The 17,132-nt window shown below is 57.8% G+C and carries 19 protein-coding genes; 7 read left to right on the top strand and 12 right to left on the bottom strand.

Annotated features, from left to right (window positions below):
• The first annotated feature begins 81 nt into the window (after nucleotides 1-81).
• Both rph and pyrE read left to right on the top strand, forming a co-directional pair.
• A complete protein-coding gene (gene rph / locus C1N56_RS18825) occupies nucleotides 82-798 on the top strand; it encodes a ribonuclease PH (protein ID WP_021507082.1) in 717 nt (238 codons plus the stop codon).
• 49 nt (nucleotides 799-847) lie between these two features.
• Nucleotides 848-1,489, top strand: coding sequence for an orotate phosphoribosyltransferase (gene pyrE / locus C1N56_RS18820; RefSeq protein ID WP_021507081.1), 642 nt, complete (start codon nucleotides 848-850; stop codon nucleotides 1,487-1,489).
• 450 nt (nucleotides 1,490-1,939) lie between these two features.
• On the opposite strand, the gene slmA is transcribed toward pyrE, so the two are convergent.
• The 3 genes from slmA to coaBC form a co-directional block, all read right to left on the bottom strand.
• A complete protein-coding gene (gene slmA / locus C1N56_RS18815) occupies nucleotides 1,940-2,536 on the bottom strand; it encodes a nucleoid occlusion factor SlmA (RefSeq protein ID WP_021507079.1) in 597 nt (198 codons plus the stop codon).
• Between the two features lie 115 nt (nucleotides 2,537-2,651).
• Nucleotides 2,652-3,110, bottom strand: coding sequence for a dUTP diphosphatase (dut, locus tag C1N56_RS18810; RefSeq protein WP_031279631.1), 459 nt, complete (start codon nucleotides 3,108-3,110; stop codon nucleotides 2,652-2,654).
• Nucleotides 3,079-4,308, bottom strand: a complete 1,230-nt coding sequence (coaBC, locus tag C1N56_RS18805; protein ID WP_058775471.1) for a bifunctional phosphopantothenoylcysteine decarboxylase/phosphopantothenate--cysteine ligase CoaBC — start codon at nucleotides 4,306-4,308, stop codon at nucleotides 3,079-3,081. Before coaBC ends, dut begins: the two co-directional genes overlap by 32 nt.
• 190 nt (nucleotides 4,309-4,498) lie before the next feature.
• On the opposite strand from coaBC, the gene radC reads away from it, so the two are divergent.
• The 4 genes from radC (at nucleotide 4,499) to mutM (ending at nucleotide 6,694) form a co-directional block, all read left to right on the top strand.
• Complete coding sequence (gene radC / locus C1N56_RS18800; RefSeq protein WP_021507076.1) at nucleotides 4,499-5,155, top strand: RadC family protein; 657 nt, start codon at nucleotides 4,499-4,501, stop codon at nucleotides 5,153-5,155.
• 243 nt (nucleotides 5,156-5,398) lie between these two features.
• A complete protein-coding gene (rpmB, locus tag C1N56_RS18795; RefSeq protein WP_010616494.1) occupies nucleotides 5,399-5,635 on the top strand; it encodes a 50S ribosomal protein L28 in 237 nt (78 codons plus the stop codon).
• Nucleotides 5,636-5,646: 11 nt separating this feature from the next.
• On the top strand, nucleotides 5,647-5,814 hold the full coding sequence (rpmG, locus tag C1N56_RS18790; RefSeq protein ID WP_001051798.1) for a 50S ribosomal protein L33: 168 nt from the start codon (nucleotides 5,647-5,649) through the stop codon (nucleotides 5,812-5,814).
• Nucleotides 5,815-5,884: 70 nt separating this feature from the next.
• The gene (gene mutM / locus C1N56_RS18785) at nucleotides 5,885-6,694 is read left to right on the top strand and encodes a bifunctional DNA-formamidopyrimidine glycosylase/DNA-(apurinic or apyrimidinic site) lyase (protein WP_088516674.1); all 810 of its coding nucleotides are present in this window, start codon (nucleotides 5,885-5,887) and stop codon (nucleotides 6,692-6,694) included.
• On the opposite strand, the gene coaD is transcribed toward mutM, so the two are convergent.
• The 8 genes from coaD to C1N56_RS18745 form a co-directional block, all read right to left on the bottom strand.
• Entirely contained in the window at nucleotides 6,695-7,180 is a 486-nt protein-coding gene (gene coaD / locus C1N56_RS18780) for a pantetheine-phosphate adenylyltransferase (protein WP_136546205.1), read from the bottom strand.
• On the bottom strand, nucleotides 7,177-7,953 hold the full coding sequence (locus tag C1N56_RS18775) for a glycosyltransferase family 2 protein (RefSeq protein WP_010616498.1): 777 nt from the start codon (nucleotides 7,951-7,953) through the stop codon (nucleotides 7,177-7,179). The genes coaD and C1N56_RS18775 overlap by 4 nt, the downstream gene beginning before the upstream one ends.
• Nucleotides 7,954-7,956: 3 nt before the next feature.
• A complete protein-coding gene (gene waaA, locus C1N56_RS18770; RefSeq protein ID WP_021507071.1) occupies nucleotides 7,957-9,231 on the bottom strand; it encodes a lipid IV(A) 3-deoxy-D-manno-octulosonic acid transferase in 1,275 nt (424 codons plus the stop codon).
• A gap of 85 nt (nucleotides 9,232-9,316) precedes the next feature.
• A complete protein-coding gene (locus C1N56_RS18765; RefSeq protein ID WP_104189256.1) occupies nucleotides 9,317-10,450 on the bottom strand; it encodes a glycosyltransferase family 4 protein in 1,134 nt (377 codons plus the stop codon).
• Entirely contained in the window at nucleotides 10,443-11,519 is a 1,077-nt protein-coding gene (rfaQ, locus tag C1N56_RS18760) for a putative lipopolysaccharide heptosyltransferase III (protein WP_394516962.1), read from the bottom strand. The genes C1N56_RS18765 and rfaQ overlap by 8 nt, the downstream gene beginning before the upstream one ends.
• A gap of 73 nt (nucleotides 11,520-11,592) precedes the next feature.
• Entirely contained in the window at nucleotides 11,593-12,543 is a 951-nt protein-coding gene (locus tag C1N56_RS18755) for a glycosyltransferase (protein ID WP_058771085.1), read from the bottom strand.
• A gap of 31 nt (nucleotides 12,544-12,574) precedes the next feature.
• Nucleotides 12,575-13,696: a glycosyltransferase family 9 protein gene (locus tag C1N56_RS18750; protein WP_394516961.1), complete on the bottom strand. Its 1,122-nt coding sequence runs from the start codon at nucleotides 13,694-13,696 to the stop codon at nucleotides 12,575-12,577.
• Between the two features lie 43 nt (nucleotides 13,697-13,739).
• Nucleotides 13,740-14,864 (bottom strand): glycosyltransferase, encoded by a 1,125-nt coding sequence (locus tag C1N56_RS18745; RefSeq protein ID WP_021507066.1) that lies wholly within the window; start codon nucleotides 14,862-14,864, stop codon nucleotides 13,740-13,742.
• A gap of 314 nt (nucleotides 14,865-15,178) precedes the next feature.
• On the opposite strand from C1N56_RS18745, the gene C1N56_RS18740 reads away from it, so the two are divergent.
• Nucleotides 15,179-16,144, top strand: a complete 966-nt coding sequence (locus C1N56_RS18740) for a polysaccharide deacetylase family protein (protein WP_127833500.1) — start codon at nucleotides 15,179-15,181, stop codon at nucleotides 16,142-16,144.
• 14 nt (nucleotides 16,145-16,158) lie between these two features.
• Here C1N56_RS18740 and rfaC read toward each other — a convergent pair whose 3' ends face one another.
• Complete coding sequence (gene rfaC, locus C1N56_RS18735) at nucleotides 16,159-17,130, bottom strand: lipopolysaccharide heptosyltransferase RfaC (protein WP_088516667.1); 972 nt, start codon at nucleotides 17,128-17,130, stop codon at nucleotides 16,159-16,161.
• Nucleotides 17,131-17,132 lie beyond the last annotated feature (2 nt).

The raw sequence follows: 17,132 nt of genomic DNA, 5'->3' as shown, positions 1-17,132 counted from the left end.
CGCTGGCTGCACGCGGGCAGGACAGCCGCCTGTGAAGTCCGTATAATGCGCAGCCAAACCCAAGCAAGCCGGAGAGAAACCATGCGTCCAGCAGGCCGTAGCACTTCTGAAGTGCGTCCCGTCACCCTCACTCGTCACTTTACCAAACATGCGGAAGGCTCGGTTCTTGTCGAGTTCGGCGAAACCAAAGTCCTGTGCACCGCGACCGTTGAAGAGGGCGTGCCGCGTTTTCTCAAAGGCAAAGGTCAGGGCTGGGTAACCGCAGAATACGGTATGCTGCCGCGTTCGACGCACAGCCGTATGGCGCGTGAAGCCGCCAAAGGCAAGCAGGGCGGACGTACGCTGGAAATCCAGCGCCTTATCGCCCGCTCGCTGCGTGCGGCGGTTGATCTGCAGGCGCTGGGTGAATTCACCATCACGCTGGACTGCGACGTGATTCAGGCCGACGGCGGCACGCGCACCGCGGCAATCACCGGTGCCTGCGTGGCGCTGGCGGATGCGCTGAACGCGCTGGTGGCGGCCGGTAAGCTGAAAGCCAGCCCGCTGAAAGGCATGGTGGCGGCGATCTCGGTCGGCATCGTGGCCGGTGAAGCGGTGTGTGATTTAGAGTATGTCGAAGACTCTGCCGCTGAAACGGATATGAATGTGGTGATGACCGAAGATGGCCGCATGATTGAGGTGCAGGGCACCGCAGAAGGCGAGCCGTTCAGCCATGACGAATTGTTGCAGCTGCTGGCGCTGGCGCGCGGCGGCATTGAGCAGCTGATTCAGGCGCAGAAAGCGGCGTTAATTGATTGATGTAACAGGCGACCACAGAGTCGCCTTTTCTTTATTTGAGGAGTGAGAAATGAAAGCCTGGCAGCGTCAGTTTATTGAGTTCGCCCTGAACAAAGGGGTATTAAAGTTTGGTGAGTTCACCCTGAAGTCCGGCCGCAAAAGTCCCTATTTCTTTAATGCCGGTCTGTTCAATACCGGGCGCGATTTAGCGCTGCTGGGCCGTTTCTATGCGCAGGCGCTGGTGGATGGCGGCGTCGATTTCGACCTGCTGTTTGGCCCGGCCTACAAAGGCATTCCGATTGCGACCACTACCGCCGTGGCGCTGGCCGATCATCATGACCGCGATGTGCCGTACTGTTTTAACCGTAAAGAGGCCAAAGATCACGGCGAAGGCGGTTTACTGGTGGGCAGCCCGCTGCAGGGCAAAGTGATGCTGGTCGATGATGTGATCACCGCCGGCACGGCAATTCGTGAATCGATGGACATCATCAACGCCCACAACGCCACGCTGGCCGGCGTGCTGATTTCACTCGACCGCCAGGAGCGTGGCCGTGGCGAGATTTCCGCGATTCAGGAAGTGGAGCGCGATTATCAGTGCAAGGTCACGGCGATCATTACGCTGAGCGAGCTGATTGATTACCTGGCGGAGAAGCCAGAGATGGCCGACCATCTGGCGAAGGTGAAGGCGTATCGCAAAGAGTACGGCATCTAAGGTTTGCCGCGGTCGCCATGAATGGCGACCCTACAGTAGCAGGATGTTTGAGCGTAGGGTGCGCATTGATGCGCACCTGGTGGCAAAGGTGAAGGCGTATCGTAAAAAGTACGGTATTTAAGGTTTGCTGCGGTCGCCATGAATGGCGCCCCTACAGTAGCAGGATGTTTGAGCGTAGGGTGCGCATTAATGCGCACCTGGTGGCGAAGGTCGGGGCGATTGCAAAGAGTACGGCATTTAAGGTTTGCCGCGGTCGCCATGAATGGCGCCCCTACAGTCGCAGGATGCCAGGGCGTAGGGTGCGCATTGATGCGCACCTGGTGGCGAAGGTCGGGGCGATTGCAAAGAGTACGGTATTTAAGGTTTAGCGCGATATTCAGCGCCGCACGATAGCGTAGCGGCGCAATTTATTGCGCGATGGATCGCGCCGCGACAAATCCGCTGTGCGTATTAAACCAGCTGTGCGGCAATCAACGGCCAGCGGCTGTCGAAATCGGCGGTCGGACGATAACGGAACTCCGAGCGCACATAGCGTGACAGCAAACCTTCGCAGAACGCCAGCAGCTGGCTGGCGAGCAGCGTCTCATCGGTCTGGAAACCTTCGCCGTCGCGCATCTTCTTCTCTTTCATCACCTGGCGCAGCTGAACTTCAATACGCTCAAACAGCTGATTAATGCGCCCCTGCAGGCGATCCTGTTCGAACATCAGCGCGTGGCCGGTCAGGATGCGCGTCAGCCCTGGATTACGCTCACCAAATCCCAGCAGCAATTGCACGATCAGACGCAGACGCGCCATCGTCTCTTTTTCATCTTTCAGGATCAGATTGATGCGGGTAATCAGACTGTCTTCAATAAACTCAATCAGGCTATCAAACATGCGCGTTTTGCTGGGAAAGTGGCGATATAACGCCGCTTCCGAAACGCCGACATTGGCGGCCAGCTTGGCGGTGGTGATACGCTGACTGCCATCGCCCGACTCCAGCATTTGCGCCAGCGCCTGCAAAATCTCTTCGCGACGATTCCGTTTCGCGACTTTTTTTTCTGCCATGACCTTCAACACCCCTGAAATTCACCAAAAACAGGCAATACTGCCTTATCTGCCACAGATAAAGCGGCCTGTGGCGACAAGAAATAAAAAGATGGCTATGCGAAAAGTGAGCGTATTACTGACGGCCAGAGTGACCGAAACCGCCTGCGCCGCGATCGCTGGCGTCAAAATCTTCCACCAGGTTAAATTCGGCCTGCACCACCGGTACAAACACCAGCTGGGCCAGGCGATCGCCAGGCTGCAGCGTGAAGCTATCCTGGCCACGATTCCACACTGAAACCATTAGCTGGCCCTGATAGTCGGAGTCAATCAGCCCTACCAGGTTACCCAGTACGATGCCGTGTTTGTGACCGAGACCGGAGCGCGGCAGGATTACGGCAGCCAGTGACGGATCGGCAATGTGAATCGCCAGGCCGGTCGGCACCAGCGTGGTCATGCCCGGTGCGATTTCCAGTGCGTCATCAAGGCAGGCGCGCAGATCGAGACCCGCGGAGCCAGAGGTCGCATAGGTGGGTAGTGGGAATTCCTTGCCTACGCGCGCATCAAGTATTTTTACGTCGATTTTTTTCATCATAACGGCTGACAATCTCGTCTATTAATTGTTGGCCAAGGAGCGTCTTATCACTGAGCGGTAAGACTTTCTCTCCCTCCTGCCAAAAAAGGTGAAGAGCATTGGTGTCGCTATTGAAGCCCTGCCCGGCCTGCGCCACATCATTGGCGCAAATCAGGTCCAGGTTTTTCCGCACCCGTTTTTGCCGCGCGTATTCTTCCACATTCTGGGTTTCGGCAGCAAATCCCACCACGAAAGGGCGCTGCACTTTGAGCGCCGCGACGCCTGCGACAATATCCGGGTTCTTCACCAGCTGCAGCGTGACGTTATCATCGCCACCCTGTTTTTTAATTTTCTCTGCGGCAATGTTTGCCGCCCGGTAGTCTGCCACGGCTGCGCTGGCAATGAAAATATCTTGTTGGCTGATTTGCGCCATCACCGCCGCTTCCATCTCCAGTGCGCTGTTGACATCAATACGCGTCACGCCGGCGGGCGTGGCTAAGTTCACCGGACCGGAAACCAGCGTCACGTTTGCGCCGCGCTTCGCCGCAGCCGCGGCAACCGCATAGCCCATCTTGCCGGAGCTGTGATTACTGATATAGCGCACCGGATCCAGCGCTTCACGCGTCGGACCGGCGGTGATCATAATGTTGAGATGTTGCAGATCGTTGACGGGCGCGGCCCACTCCAGCGCATGCGCAACGATGGCCAGCGGGTCCAGCATGCGGCCCGGGCCGATATCACCGCACGCCTGGCTGCCGCTGTCCGGTCCCCAGACCAGCACGCCGCGCTGCGCCAGACGCTGCAGATTCTCCTGCGTGACTGCCGCGCGGTACATCTGCTGGTTCATGGCCGGCACGATGGCGACCGGTGCCGCGCTGGCCAGGCAGGCGGTGGTGACCAGGTCGTTTGCCATGCCAGCGGTAATGCGTGCAATCAGATCGGCGGTTGCGGGCGCAAGCACAATCAAATCGGCCCATTTTGCCAGTTCGATATGGCCCATTGCCGCTTCGGCCGCCGGGTCGAGCAGGTCATCAAACACCGGATAGCCGGAAACCGCCTGCAGGCTGAGCGGCGTAATAAAGGCTTTGGCCGCATCGGTCATCATCACGCGGACATCCGCGCCGCGATCGCGCAGACGGCGCACCAGTTCCGGTGCTTTATAGGCCGCGATGCCGCCACTGACGCCCAGCAGAATTTTTTTTCCGGCTAATCCCATCATGTTGTTTGCCTCACTTCAACGCAGAGTGCCGCGCCTGGCGCGACAGATGCAGGCAACTTTATCACAAAATCGGCGACCCGCCTTTTCACTGCCTGCGCCCTTTGCGAGCCGGCTCTGGAATTTGTCACGCGCCGCTGGTGGCCTGCAATGCACCGGCGCAGAATGGCGGCATTGCAAGGAGGGCGGAACGATGACGGAACTGGCACCACGGGAAAAACTGACGCTGCTGGGCGCCGAGGCGCTAAGCGATGCCGAACTGCTGGCGATCTTTTTACGCACCGGCACGCGCGGCAACAGCGTGATGGGGCTGGCGCGGCTGATGCTGAATGAATTCGGTTCGCTGTATCGCATCATGACCGCCAGTAAAGAGGAGCTGGGGCAGATAAAGGGCGTCGGCAGCGCCAAAATGACGCAACTGCATGCCATTGCGGAACTGGGGCGGCGCTTTTTTGCCAGCCAGCTGGCGCGCGAAAATGTGATGGAGAATCCGCAGGTCACGCGCCACTACCTGCAAAGCGTGCTGGCACATCAGGAGCGTGAAATCTTTATGGCGCTGTTTCTGGATAACCAGCACCGCGTTTTGCAGGCGCAGAAGATGTTTTCCGGCTCCATTGCCAGCGTGGAAGTGCATCCGCGTGAAATCGTGCGTGAGGCGCTAAAGCTCAACGCGGCGGCGGTGATACTGGCGCACAATCATCCGTCCGGCATGGCGGAACCGAGCCGTGCCGATCGTGAGATTACCAGCAAGGTGGCGCAGGCCTGCGCGCTGCTGAATATCCGCTTATTAGATCATCTGGTGATTGGTCACGGCGAGTTTACCTCTTTCGCCGAGCGCGGCTGGTTGTAATTCGCGGCGTCAACTGGGCAGAAATCCGGCGTTTTTGCGCGATCCGGAGGGATCTTTATCTGTTCGGGACTTGAGCACTTCGGCTTAGCGGCGTATACTACGCCACCTTTGAGAATCTCGGGTTTGGCGTTTGGGCCAGCTTAGCGGGTTCACATGGAACTCGCCTGGGCGGGCTAAGGCCTGACGAGGCGGCCAAAACCTAGTTTTTAAAGCTCGAGCTGATTTGATTTTTGGAGAATAGAAATGTCACGAGTCTGCCAGGTAACTGGAAAGCGTCCGGTGACCGGTAACAACCGTTCCCACGCAATGAACGCGACGAAACGCCGTTTCCTGCCGAACCTGCACTCTCACCGTTTCTGGGTTGAGAGCGAGAAGCGCTTCGTTACTCTGCGTGTATCTGCTAAAGGTATGCGTGTTATTGATAAAAAGGGCATCGATACGGTTCTGGCCGAAATCCGCGCCCGTGGTGAGAAGTACTAAGGAACTGAATCATGGCTAAAGGTATTCGTGAGAAGATCAAGCTGGTTTCCTCTGCTGGTACAGGTCACTTCTATACCACCACGAAGAACAAACGTACTAAACCTGAGAAACTGGAACTGAAAAAGTTCGATCCGGTTGTACGTCAGCACGTGATCTACAAAGAAGCCAAAATTAAGTAATTTTGGTGTTCTTGCGAAAAACCCGGCTCCGGCCGGGTTTTTTGTTTCTGCGCTACGTTGAGGAGATGAGATGCCTGAATTACCTGAGGTAGAAACCAGCCGACGCGGTATAGAACCTCACCTGGTGGGAGAAACCATTCTGCATGCCATTGTGCGCAATCCGCGTCTGCGCTGGCCGGTTTCCCATGAAATCCACGCGCTGAGTGACCAGCCGGTGCTCAGCGTACAGCGCCGCGCCAAGTATCTGCTGCTGGAGCTGCCGCACGGCTGGATCATCATTCATCTTGGCATGTCCGGCAGCCTGCGCGTCCTGCCCGGCGAACTGCCGGCTGCGAAGCACGACCACGTCGATTTGGTGATGAGCAATGGCAAAGTGCTGCGCTATACCGATCCGCGGCGTTTTGGTGCCTGGCTGTGGACTACCGATCCGGAAGGCAGCAGCGTGCTTGCGCACCTTGGTCCGGAACCGTTGAGCGATGCCTTCAGCGGCGGGTATCTGTATGAAAAGTCGCGCGGCAAACGCACGGTGATCAAGCAGTGGCTGATGGATAACAAAGTGGTGGTGGGCGTGGGTAACATCTATGCCAGCGAATCGCTGTTTACCGCCGGGATCTTACCCGATCGTCCGGCGATGAGCCTGAGTGAAGCGGAAGCCGAACTGCTGGCGAACACCATCAAAGCCGTACTGCTGCGTTCGATTGAGCAGGGCGGCACCACGCTGCGTGATTTCCTGCAAACCGACGGTAAGCCGGGCTATTTTGCGCAGCAGCTGCAGGTGTATGGCCGCACTGGCGAGCCCTGTCGCGCCTGCGGTACGCCGATCCTCAGCGGTAAACACGGTCAGCGCAGCACCTTCTGGTGTCCACGCTGCCAGCACTGATTACGGCTGCGCCAGCTTCGCCAGCAGCGCCTGATGCACCACGGCAGGCAGAAATGCCTGCACGTCACCCTGATGGCGCGCCACTTCCTTGACCAGCGACGATGAGACAAATGAGAAGCCTTCGGAGGGCATCAGAAACACGCTCTCCAGCGTGGGCCGCAGATGACGGTTCATGTGCGCCAGCTGCAGCTCATACTCAAAGTCCGATACCGCACGCAGACCGCGCACCAGCACGTTCGCGTTCTGCGCCTGGGCAAAATTCGCCATCAAATCGCTAAAGCCAACCACCTCAACATTGGGCAGATGGGCCGTAACCTGGCGCGCCAGATCGACACGTTCATCAAGGCTAAACAGCGGCTTCTTACCCGGGCTGGCGGCAATTGCCAGCACGATGCGATCAAACATCTGCGCTGCGCGCGTGACGATATCCAGATGGCCCAGCGTCATCGGGTCAAACGTGCCGGGATAAATCGCTTTAGTGCTCATACGCGGCCCTGTGTTGAGGTGTGATGCAGCGCCCAGAGCGCCGAGTATTTATTAAAGGTGTATTGTGCGTTGACCACCGCCAGAATCCAGCCCTGTTTACCATCGAGAAAACCGGCGCGCAGCAGCAGCGTCTTAATAAACGCGCCTGCGGTGTGGCTGAAAACAGAGAGAATACTGCAGCGCTTGCCGCGCTGAAAGCGCTCCTGCGCCCAGGCTTCGGCATAGTTCATCTGCTTGCGCTGGAAGGCAATCAGGTCGCGGCAGGTCAGGTGCTGCAAATCACCCGGCAGCGCCACCACCGGCGTGCCCTGCGTCTCCAGCGATTCGTGCACCAGATTGTCGTTATAGCGCAGATGGCGCGGATAGAGGCGCAGCACGCGGTCGGGATACCAGCCGCTGTGGCGCATAAAGCGGCCGAGAAACAGATTACTGCGGCCGAGGCTGTAAACCTTATCGCTGGGTGGCTGTGTCAGCACCTGCTCAATGGCGCGGCGCAGCTCTGGCGTAACCCGTTCATCGGCATCCAGCATCAGAATCATATCGCCGCTGGCAAAGGCCTGGGCGCGCTGACGCTGCTTACCAAAGCCGGCCCAGCCGTCTGCCTGATAGACCTGTGCACCGTGCGCGCGTGCCACCTCAATGGTCGCATCGCTGCTGCCCGAATCCAGCAGAATGATTTCATCTGCCCAGCTGACGGAAGCCAGCGCCTCCGGAAGGAGTTCAGCTTCGTTTTTGGCGATCATCACCACGGAAAGACGTTGGCGTTGAGACATGCGTTAATGAGCTCGTGGAGGCAGATGCGGTTCGAGTAACTGTAGCAGACGCTGCAGTGCGCCCTGATTCTGGTGCAGCACGTCTACCGCGTGGCGGCCGTAGTAGCGGCGATAATCGTCATCCTGCAGCAGGTTCGCCACTTCTTTTTCCAGCGACACCACATCAGTAACGGTAATCAGCCCTTCCGCCTGTTGCAGACGGGCGCAGATATCTTTGAAGTTCCAGATGTGCGGGCCCATCAGCACCGGAATGGCGTGCGCAGCGGGCTCGAGCGGATTATGGCCGCCGCGCTCCACCAGGCTGCCGCCAACAAAGGCCAGATCGGCGATGCCGTACAGCAGCATCAGTTCGCCCATGGTATCGCCAATCACCACCTGCGTGGCGCTGGAAGGGATCTCGCCGCTGCTGCGCAGGGTAAAGCTGAAGCCGCGTTTTTGCGTCAGGTTGCATGCATCTTTAAAGCGTTCCGGATGGCGCGGCACCAGAATCAGCAGCAGATCCGGGAACTGTTGCAGCAGGCGACGATGGGCGTCGAGCACGATGGCCTCTTCGCCTTCGTGCGTGCTGGTGGCGATCCACACCGGCCGGCGCGATGCCCACTGGCGGCGCAGCGTCACCGCGCGTGCCGCCAGCTCCGGCGTAACGGAGATATCAAACTTAAGACTGCCGGTCACGGCCAGATGCGAGCGCTTCAGGCCGAGGCTGAGGAAACGATCGCCGTCCTCAACGTTCTGCGCGGCAATCAGCGTAATGCGCTGCAGCAGGTCACGCATGAAACCGCCGAGCTTTTTATAACCTCTGGCGGAGCGTTCAGACAGGCGCGCATTGGCAATCACCAGCGGAATCTGGCGCTGATGCAGAATGCGAATGATGTTCGGCCACAGCTCGGTTTCCATGATAATCACCAGCCGCGGGTCGACGGTATCGAGGAAACGGTTAATTGAGCCGGGCAAATCGTACGGCAGATAGACGTGGTGCACGTCTTTGCCAAACGCCGACTGAGCACGCTCGGAGCCGGTGGGCGTCATGGTGGTCACGGTAATGGGCAGCGTCGGATAGCGATGACGCAACGCGCGCACCAGCGGCACGGCGGCGAGCGTTTCACCGACCGAAACCGAGTGCAGCACGATGCCGTGCGGCGCCACTTTACCGCTGCAGTAGCCGTAGCGCTCCGCCCAGCGTTTGCGATAGGCCGGTGCTTTTCGACCGCGCAGCCACAGGCGCAGCCAGATCAGTGGCTGAATCAGATAAAGCAGGGCTGTATAGAGAGTCGTCATAGTTAAGGTTACGACCAGTTCGCGTCAAAAAACACAGGAAAGGCGGCATGTTAACAGAAACTGACCGCCTGCTCATACCACTTCGTCAACGGGTTTGCAGGACGCGCTGATAAAGCGAAGTCAGTGCCTGCGCCAGTCTTTGCGGACCATAAGGTTCGATTTTGCGACGCGCGGCCGCGCCCAGCGCTGAATTGTGCGAAAGCGCGGGCGTCGCTATTACCGCTTCGTTTAACGCCTTGATATCCAACGCATCGCAGACAAAACCCTCTTCACCGTTGGTGATAAATTCTGCGCCGCCGCAGCCGGTGCTGGTAATGATTGCCAGCCCGCAGGCCATCGCTTCCAGTACCACATTGGGAAACGGATCGTACAGCGTCGGCAGCAGCAGCGCATCGGCGGCATGGTAAAACGGCTGAACGTCCTGCTGCACGCCGGCGAAGCGCAGGCGATCGAGGCAGTTAAGCTGGTTCGCCAGCTGCTGATAGCGCGCCAGCTGTTTGTCCTGGCCGACCACCACCAGGTAGCGATCGCTATTAGCGACCGCTTCGATAGCGGCCTTTAGCCCTTTGCGTTCGAAGCCGGAGCCGACGTAGATCATCACCGTGGCGTCCTGCGGCAGGTTGAGTCGCTGACGCGCGGCGTGACGCAGCGTATCGCTGGCAGGCTGAAAACGCTGGCTATCAATGGCGTTGTGAATCACGTGGATTTTGCTGGCATCCAGCGCGAAGTGGCGCAAAATATCCTGTTTCACCATGTGCGAATTACAGATCACCGCTTTCAGCGAGGGCGCGTTGAACATCTCCGCTTCCGCCTGCAGCACATAGCGATGGTACGGGCTCAGGCTGGCGCTCAGCCGCTGCCACGGCGAAACAATGCGCGCGCGCTGCTCCAGCCATACGCGATGCACACCGTCGCCGGCGCGGAAAATATCGCAGCCGGCGATGCGCTCGTGGCTCTGTACGATATCGAACTTTTCCCGTTCCCAGCAGGCGCGCGCCGCGCGGGCAAAGCCGCGTTCACGCGAAATGCGGCCGAATTTTGCCGGATTGCAGATGTGCAGGTGCCAGGCCGGGTTCGGCGTGCCCTGCCAGCTGCGGGTAATGATGTTGAGGTCGAGCTGCTCGCTGTCCAGCGCTTCCAGCGCGCGTGAGATAAAACGCTCGGCACCGCCGTCCGGCCGGTATTTCTGCCGGACAATCGCCAGCCGTAACTTAGTCATGCAAAAGGCTCCTGGCGGCGGCAAGCACATCCTCAACCGGGATGGCAGACAGATAGCGCTGCTCGGTATTGGTATTGATCGAATCCGGTGACGGCAGCGGCGCATAGTCGCCCGCCCAGATAACGCGGTTATTGTCGCCCCACGGGCGCCAGTGCTGCAGCTTGGTCGGGCCGAACAGCGCCAGGCACGGCGTCTGCAGCGCCGCGGCCATGTGCATCGGTGCGGAATCGACGCCAATAAACAGCTGTGCGGCGTCGATCAGCGCCGCCAGCTGCGGCAGCGAGAGCTGGCCCGCCAGCGACACCACATTCGGCGTGCGGCACAGCGACTGGATATGGGCGATCATCGCCAGCTCTTTCTGATCGGGCGCGGCGGTCAGCACCACGCTGCGACCATCAGCGGCCAGCGCATCAATCAGCTGCGCCACCTTTTCATCTTCCCAGCACTTAAAAACCCAGCGCGAGGTGGGCTGCACCACCACAAACGGTCCGGTAATCGACTGCTGAGCGAGGACGTCCTGCACTTTTTGCTGGTCGGCGGTGCTGAAATGCATGGAGGCTGTCGCCCCGGCGGTGGGAATGCCGAGCGGCTGCAGCGCCGTCATGTTTTGTTCCACGGTGTGCAGCTGATGGTGACGGTCGGTGGAAACCAGCTGGTTATGGCACCAGCGCCAGAACGCGTTGTCGCGCTTGCGGTAGGCAAAGCCAATGCGAACCGGCGCACCGGACAGGCCGGTAATAATGGCGCTGCGCCACTGGTCGGCCAGATTGATCACCACATCGTAATGGCAGGCGCGCACCGCCCGCACCAGCGCGACCTCATGGCGAAACTTCTGCCAGCCGCCTTCCTTTTTCCAGTTGCGATCGATGATATGCAGCTGACGGATCGCCGGATGCGCTTCCAGCATCGGGCGCGTCTCTTTATACAGCAGCACATCAATGTTGGCCTGCGGATAGCGCTGGCGCAGCGCATTGATGGCAGGCGTGGTCAGCAGCATATCGCCATGATGACGCAGCTTTATCAGCAAAATATTTTGCGGTGCAAAGTGGGCTGGAATCGGGCTTGCCATACTCAAATCATCTCAAAATTCAGTGAGCTGATTGTAGGGCAAACCCTGGAGGGGTTAAAGCCGCGGCGGGCGCTTATTTATTGCGCCAGCGATAAATGCGGCTCAGCCACAGCAGCAGCTGATACCACTGACGCGCGCCGCGCGCATTGCGCAGCATGCGTTTGTGCGTCTGGCTGCTAAACAGATCGGCGATCATTGCCTGGCGCGCTGCGGCGTCCGGTTCGCGCCGGATAGCGTGGCACACGCTGAGCGCTTCGCGGGTAATCTGCGCGTGGAAGCTCGGGTAAATCTTCACCTTGTGACGATAGCGCGTATTGATCTCTTCCAGCATGCGCGCGATTTTCAGGTAGTGACGCTGATAGTCGACGTTGTGCTGGCCGGTGCGCTTGCGGTTGCTGATCGACGCATCGTGCATGTAGTAGCGATACAGCACCCGATCGGTGTAGCGCACGCGCTGCACATTGAGCATGAACTCAGTGGTCCACGGGATGTCCTGATGATGCAGACCGGGTTCAAACTGCAGATTAAGCTGTTCGATCAGCTCACGGCGGTAGATACCGAGCCACACGACGTGCAGGTAACGCCGGGTTTTCAGCGCCTTGTCGAGCCACTCCGGCCCGCTTAACACGCCAGTGCTGGTGAGGCGATCCCGCGGAATCATCGGCTTAATTGTCTGGCTGGCCTTGAAAAACCACTCGGCGTTGCACTGCGCAGCGTCCAGACGATCGCGCTCCGCCATGTCGACCAGCGTCTGGTACATCGCCGGGTCCATGGTGTCGTCAGCGTCAGGAAAGCTGACGTATTTACCCCGCGCCACGGCCAGCCCGGCATTGCGCGCACGCGACACGCCACCGTTCGGCTGATGAATCACCTGGATATGTGGGTACTGCTGCGCCAGCGCGTCGGCGCGCTCGCCAGAGCCGTCGGTGGAGCCATCGTCAACAATGATGATCTCCAGCGACGTCAGGGTTTGCGCCAGCAATGCATTGATACAGCCGGTAAAGTCAGCACCAGCGTTAAACATCGGGATAATGAGACTGAGTAGCGGGGATGAGCTATCGGGCTGCGCTGTCATGTTCTTCGTTGTTCCGTCGCGCCAGGCGCTGCTGCTGCCGGGTGCGGATAAAATCATGGATATCATTTAGCTTGCGTTCATCCAGCTCGAACAGCTGTTCAACCGGATGGGCAAATTTGTATTGCGCAGCGAACACAAACGAAGAGGGCGCGATGTGGTTCGGGCCAATTAAGAGCACGTCACCCAGCGGCCTTTGCTCCTCTACGCAGCAGGGACCATAAATTAAAATCACCGGTACCTGTTGCGCGTCGGCAATATACACATTGCCGGAATCCGAGGCGATATAGAAATCCATCTCGTTAATGGCGGCAGGCAGCGCCTCGAGCGGGATTTTACCTACCAGACTCACCAGATTGTTTCGCTGACCGGCAACTTTAAACAACTCCTGAACGCGTGATTGTTCATTCGGTGCGCCGAAAGCAAAAAAAGTGCAGGGGAGATCGTTCAGGTGGTCGAAAAGCCGACACCAGATTAACGGCGGAATGGTTTTGGCCTGATTCCCTGCCGTTACGCTAATACCAATGCGGATGCCCGGCGCCTGCCTAATTTCCGCTGGCAGGGTTTCCGGTTGCCACAGTGGCAGGGTGGCATGTTTGGGATAACTCTCTTTGGTAAAAGAGCGATCGGCCAGTTTCAGGTAATTTTCCAGCGTTAAGGTATTTTTCTCGTGATAAACCACGCCGCTGGCCGTTAAATAAAACAGGCCCTGATAGCCTTTGCGCCGATAGCTGGAAAGAAATTGTTTGTTGCTGGCATTGCAGCAGGCGGCAATAAATAAATTGAGATTGGTGGGATGCAGCAAATAAATATTGTCGTAGCGATTGAGCAGCTGCCACACCAGTTTAATTTTTTTCATCAAACCGGAGCGATGATCTTCGATATACCAGATGTGCTCCAGCGTGGTGTCACGTTCAGCCAGCGGGGCGACACTATAGCTCAGCAGGGCATCGCTTTTTCCCAGGTGGGATAATAACGGCGTGATATTAATATAGTCGCCAATTTTAGCGGTCTGTATCACCAGATTTTTACCGGTGCGGCCATGAACAAACTTCATCACCCATTTGACCGGTGAAAAAAGAATAAACAGTAGTACGTACGTCAAGTAGTCATCCCCATGATTCGGTCACACCGTCATGGGGGACCTGTTAACCTGAAACGTGCTGCGTGGTTGAAAATGACGTCTCCGCCACCTGAATAAGCTGCAGGTATTGCTGGCAAACAACGCTCAAACTATAAATGCTTAAGTCCAGATGTTGCAACCTGGGGGGAGTTGTATAAATTTCTCGCATTTTTTCTGCCAGCGATGTTGCATTCATCTCTGCCAGACCGCGTGACAGTTCGCCGGTGAGGATCGAAACAGGACCGCCCGGACAGCGCGTACTGACCACCGCGGTGCCGCAGCTCAGGGCTTCGACCAGCACATTACCAAAACCTTCACTGTCGGAGCTGACCACCAGCAGGCGCGCGTGCCGTATCCAGGGATAAGGATTGCGCTGAAAACCTTCGAAGCGCACGCGCTCTGCAATGCCTGAATTCTGCGCCTGCTCACGCAATTTTTGCGTTATTTTTTCGCTTCCCTGTCCCAGCAAAACCAGCGGCGCGGTGATGCCACTCAGGGCATAAGCTTCGAGCAGGCGGTCATGGCGTTTGGTTTCATGGAAGCGTCCCACGTGCACCAGGAAATCGGTGCCGGCCAACGGGCAGGGTTCTGCCGCCAGTCGGGCGAGGCTGTCAAAATCGAAAGGATTGGCGATCACTTTGGCCTGGCGGGGCTGTACGCCAATGTTTTGCACCATATCGTCGATGACGTACTGCGAAACCCCAACGATTTGGCGATCCTGATAAACGTGACGGATTTTCAGCCGCTTCAGCCACAGCGAGAAGCCGGTTTTACGTGCCAGATACGAAGCAGAAAACACGCCGTGCAGACAGAACCAGGTCCTGTCTCCATCGAGCGCCGGCGTTTGCCTGACAATGCGGTCAGTTTTATGCAGATGAGAGAGGATCAGATCAAATTTGCCGTGCCGCGCTTCACTGTCGCGCACCGCACGATCCAGCAGGCGCGCGCGGCGCCATGTTTCTGTCAGCTTGCGCCACGGGTGGTTACAGCGATCAAGAATCACCTGGTAATCCACGCCAGCCGGAATAGGGTAATCACATACCTTCCGCAATGAGAAGATCGAAACCTGGTGTCCCTGACTGAGGAAGCCCCCCGCCAGAGTCAGTACGACTTTTTCGGCGCCGCCGCCCGGCAGGCCATCAATCACCATTAAAATGCGTTTCGACAAAATTTTTTACCCCTACATGCCAGTCTGCTGTAAAGACTTAGCTGCTATCATTCCCGGTGCTATCAGGACTTAATATAAGAAAATTCAATTAATTATTTTTATGGCCAGGTAATTTTACACGAACGTGCGCTCGGTTAATTGATAAAATTCAGGCCAGTGAAGAGTTTAAATTATTCTAGTTTAACTAATCTTATACCGCTATCGACTTCCCCTCGAACCCGCATGGGAAAAGTTTGCGCCCGTCAGGAGCGTTGCGTACCATAGCGATTATAACACTGTAATTCACCGGATAAGTTATGGAAAAACCTGCCTTTTTAATTACCCTTGATACCGAAGGGGATAACCTGTGGCGCAATCGCAGCGGCAAGGTCACTACCCATAACGTCCGGTTTTTACCGCGCTTCCAGGCGCTGTGTGAGAAATACGCTTTTAAACCGACCTGGCTGACCAACTATGAGATGGCCAGTGACCCGGCTTATGTCGAGTTCGGGCGCGATCTGCTGGCGCGCGGTCAGGGCGAAATCGGTATGCATTTACATGCCTGGTACAGTCCACCTGAATATGCGCTGACCGACGATGAGTGGCGTTACCAACCTTATCTGATCGAATATCCGGAAAACGTCCTGCGCGATAAAGTCGCCTTTATGACCGATCTGCTGGAGAACGCTTTTCAGCGTAAAATGACCAGCCACCGCGCCGGCCGCTGGGCATTTAATGAAGTGTACGCCCGCGCCCTGATCGATCAGGGCTATCTGGTTGACTGCTCGGTTACGCCGCGCGTGAGCTGGCGTAATGCGCAGGGTGCACCGCAGGGACAGGGCGGAACGGATTACAGCCATTTCCCCGATCGCGCTTATTTCCTTGATGAACAGGATATTTCCAGGCCGGGCGACAGCCCGCTGCTGGAACTGCCGATGAGCATTCAGTATCGCTATGGCACGCTGACCAATCAGCTTAAAAAAATGTGGAATGGCATCCGCGGCAGGCAGCGCGGACCGTCAGTGAACTGGCTGCGGCCGGTGGGCGGCAATCTGGCCCAGATGAAGCAGGTGGCAGAACAGACGCTCAGTCAGGGTAATGACTACGTCGAGTTCATGCTGCATTCATCCGAGTTTATGCCAGATGGCAGCCCCACGTTTAAAACGGAGGCTGATATTGAACGCCTGTATGACGATCTGGAAGGCCTGTTCAGCTGGCTGGCGACCCGGACGCAGGGCATGACGCTCACTGAATTTGCGCAGCTGAAGCACCAGCAGCGCTAAACAGCCCAATCGCGTTACAGCGCGATCTCAGCCAGCATGGCCATCACGTCGTCAGGCTGAATGTCTGCCATGCTGCTGCTGCCCTGCGCGGGCCGTAACGCATGCTGATTCCTGCCATAGCCACCAATCAGACCCGGGTCAGTCGGGCCGAACAGGGTGATGTTGGGGCGATCCAGCGCGGCGGTCAGATGGCTCAGACCGGTATCCACCGAGACCACCGCCCGGGCGCCCGCCAGCTGCTGCGCCACCTGCTCCAGCGTCAGCTTCGGCAACACCTCTGCATGATCAAACCCTGCTGCCAGCCGCTGCGCGCGCTGGTGCTCGTGTTCGGCGCCCCACGGCAGCCTGACGCGCAGGCCAGTGGGCTGAACCCGCGCGATGAGCTGGCGCCAGTGATCTTCCGGCCAGTGTTTGTTGTCGCGCGTTGTGGCGTGCAGAAACACCAGGTACGGTTGGCTATCCTGCGGTTGTGCCGCGAGAAAATGACCGGCAATGGCATAGTCGCCCTGCGTGGCCGGTTTTTCATAGCCCAGACTTTTCGCGAACAGTTCGCGCGTGCGTTCCACGGCGTGCTGCTGCTTACCAATCTCATGACGCTTGTCATACCACCAGCTGGCGAACGGTTCACGTGCGCTGCGGCTGTCCTGACCATGTTTGATGCCTTTGGCGAGGCGCGTCACCAGCGCGGCGCTTTTAATCAGCCCCTGGGCATCAATCACCACGTCGTACTGACGTGACTGCAGCTCGCGTTTGAATTGCACGCGCTCTTCGCGCTGCTGGCTGCCAAACCAGTGTTTGCGCCAGCGACGAATCGCCACCGGCAGGACTTTGTCGACGGCCGGATGCCAGCCAGGAATTTGCGCAAAATTCTCTTCCACCACCCAGTCGAAGCGAATGCCGGGAATCGCCTGCATCGCATCGGTCAGTGCCGGCAACGTGTGCAGCACATCACCCATCGACGAGGTTTTAACAATCAAAACGTGCATGG

It is taken from the genome of Pantoea sp. SGAir0175 (assembly GCF_043547855.1).
This window is presented reverse-complemented; position numbering and strand designations above follow the sequence as displayed.